This window comes from Flavobacterium sp. (assembly GCF_044338735.1).
Lineage (GTDB): Bacteria > Bacteroidota > Bacteroidia > Flavobacteriales > Flavobacteriaceae > Flavobacterium.
This window is the reverse complement of sequence record NZ_JBIIWV010000232.1, coordinates 1-2,755: the sequence shown is the minus strand read 5'-3', so window position 1 is coordinate 2,755 and position 2,755 is coordinate 1. Positions and strand designations below refer to the sequence as shown.

Annotated in this window: 2 protein-coding genes; one reads left to right on the top strand and one right to left on the bottom strand. The window is 31.9% G+C overall.

Features of this window, described 5'->3' with window-relative positions:
• The first annotated feature begins 199 nt into the window (after positions 1-199).
• Entirely contained in the window at positions 200-2,353 is a 2,154-nt protein-coding gene (locus tag ACIQZC_RS10575) for a carboxy terminal-processing peptidase (protein ID WP_396139187.1), read from the top strand.
• A gap of 57 nt (positions 2,354-2,410) precedes the next feature.
• Here ACIQZC_RS10575 and rodA read toward each other — a convergent pair.
• A partial coding sequence (gene rodA, locus ACIQZC_RS10570; protein WP_396139186.1) for a rod shape-determining protein RodA occupies positions 2,411-2,755 on the bottom strand: 345 nt, incomplete at its 5' end.

The window sequence follows — 2,755 nt, the reverse complement described above, 5'->3', positions numbered from 1 at the left end:
CTAATGCCTGGAGCTGCTATTCCATCGTCATTTGTAATAAGTATTAATGGTTTTGCCATGAATTCATTTTTTGCTAAATTAATTAATTTAATTTGAAACCCTTTTCATGATGTAAAAAAATTATCGCTTTAACAAAAATTTATCGTTAATTCATTTTTTATGGCATGATTTTTTATGTAATTTAGTTGAAAATTTTTTAATGAAACGCATCGTGGAATTTATGAAAAGAAATTATAAGGTTATTATAGTAATTACTGCCTTATCAGCAGTGTTGTGGAGTTTTATTCCTTCTGAAAAAAAATCAGATCCTGAAAAAGATAAATTGTTATTAGAGCTATTAACAATGGTTCTTGAGCGCGGACATTATAGCCCTGTTGCTATTGATGATGCCTTTTCAAAGAAAGTTTATGCAAAATATTTAGATAACATAGATCCTACGAAACGCTTCTTTTTACAAAGTGATATTGAAGAATTTAGTAAATATGAAACTAAAATTGACGACATGATTAAAAATAAAGATTTAACTTTTTTTAATCTTACCAATAGTCGTTTATTGCAAAGAATGCAAGAGTGTAGAGCTATTTACGATGATGTTCTAGATAATCCTTTTGACTTTAATACCAACGAAAACATTAATGTGGATTATGAAAAATTGCCTTATGCAAAAAATAAAAAAGAGCTTGTTGATCGCTGGAGAAAACAACTAAAACTGCAAGCCTTATCTTCTATAACTGATAAACAAAAATTAGAAGACGATAAGAAAGAAAAAGACGCTAAATATGCCGTAAAATCTTTTGAAACCATAGAAAAAGAAGTGCGCGAAAGTTCTTTAAAATCGTTAAATGAATATTTTGATTTTATCCAAAAAGAATTAACCCGAAATGACTGGTTTTCCATTTATTTAAATGCGATTGTTGAGCGATTTGATCCGCATACCTTCTATTTTTCTCCTGAAGATAAAGAAAAATTTGACATGAGTATGAGCGGTACTTTTGAAGGAATTGGAGCCCGACTACAAAAGAAAAATGACGCGGTAGAAATTTCTGAATTGATTTCAGGAGGTCCGGCTTGGAAAGGAAAAGAACTAGAAGCTGGTGATTTAATATTAAAAGTAGGCCAAGGAAAAGAAGAACCAATTGATGTTGCCGGAATGCGTTTAGACGATGTCGTAAAAAAAATAAAAGGCCCTAAAGGTACCGAAGTACGATTAACCGTAAAAAAAGTAGACGGAACAATTAAAGTAATTTCCATCATAAGAGCTGAGGTAGAAACTGAAGAAACTTTTGCAAAATCATCAGTAGTAGAAAAAGACGGAAAACGTTTTGGAGTTATATATTTACCAAAATTCTACATCAGTTTTGAAAATAAAGAAAATAGAGACGCTTATAAAGATGTAGCTATCGAAATTGAACGCTTAAAAGCTCAAAATATCGACGGAATCGTGATGGACTTGAGAGATAATGGCGGAGGATCTTTAGAAACCGTTGTTAAAATGGTAGGGTTGTTTATTCCTGAAGGACCTGTCGTGCAAGTAAAAGCACCTGGAAGAGAACCTGAAATTTTACCCGATCCTGATAAAAAGGTGCAATATGATGGACCACTAGTAGTAATGATCAATAATTTTTCTGCTTCGGCTTCTGAGATTTTTGCAGCTGCTATTCAAGATTACAAAAGAGGAATTGTGGTGGGAAGTAAACATTCATATGGAAAAGGAACGGTTCAAAACGTAATTGATTTGAATCAGTTTATACGAGGAAATTCTTATGGTGATTTGGGCGCATTAAAAACAACGATTCAAAAATTTTACAGAATTAATGGTGGATCAACTCAACGCGAAGGTGTTTTGAGTGATATTATTTTTCCAGATCGTTTTACCTATTTAGACATGGGCGAGCGAGATGAAGAAAGTGCATTACCGTGGGATAAAATTGCTCCTGCAAAGTATGAGCCATTAAATATGAATTATGACGGAATCATTGCAAACAGTAAGAAAAGAATTGCGTCAAATAACTATTTCAATTTGATTGATGAAAATGCAAAATGGATTTTTGAGCGTAAAGATGAAAACACCTTTAGCTTGAATTTAAATCAATTCAAAAAAGAAATGGCACTATCAGATGCAAAAATTAAAAAATTCAAAGCTATTTCAGATTATAACAATAAATTAAAATTCAACTCTTTGCCTAACGAAATAGCGTTGTTTGAAAAAGACAGCTTATTGAAACAAAAACGAGAGCGTTGGCATGAAGACTTACAAAAAGATTTGTATATCGAAGAAACCTTAAATGTTATTGCCGAAATTCGCGCAAGTCAAAACGGAAAAGGGCTACCTAAAAAATTAAGCATTAACTAAACAAAAAACCTCAACTTATAGTTGAGGTTTTTTTATGTGATATTTTAATTATATATATTACCATTCATTAACTTTATTAGCGTCTAATTTAATAAAGATGAATAACAAAATGGTAAAAGCCCATAAACTAGAACCCCCATAAGAAAAGAACGGCAATGGCACTCCAATAGTTGGGAACAACTTAATAAGCATGGCAATATTTACAAAAAAGTGCATGAAAAGATAAGTAGCGACACAATAACCATATACCCTGCTGAATTTTGTTTTTTGGTTTTCGGCTAAGTAAATGATTCGGAGAAATAAAGTAACAAACATTGCTATTACCAATGTAGATCCTATGAAACCCCATTCTTCACCTACAGTTGTAAAAATATAATCGGTGTGTTGTTCAGGTACAAAACC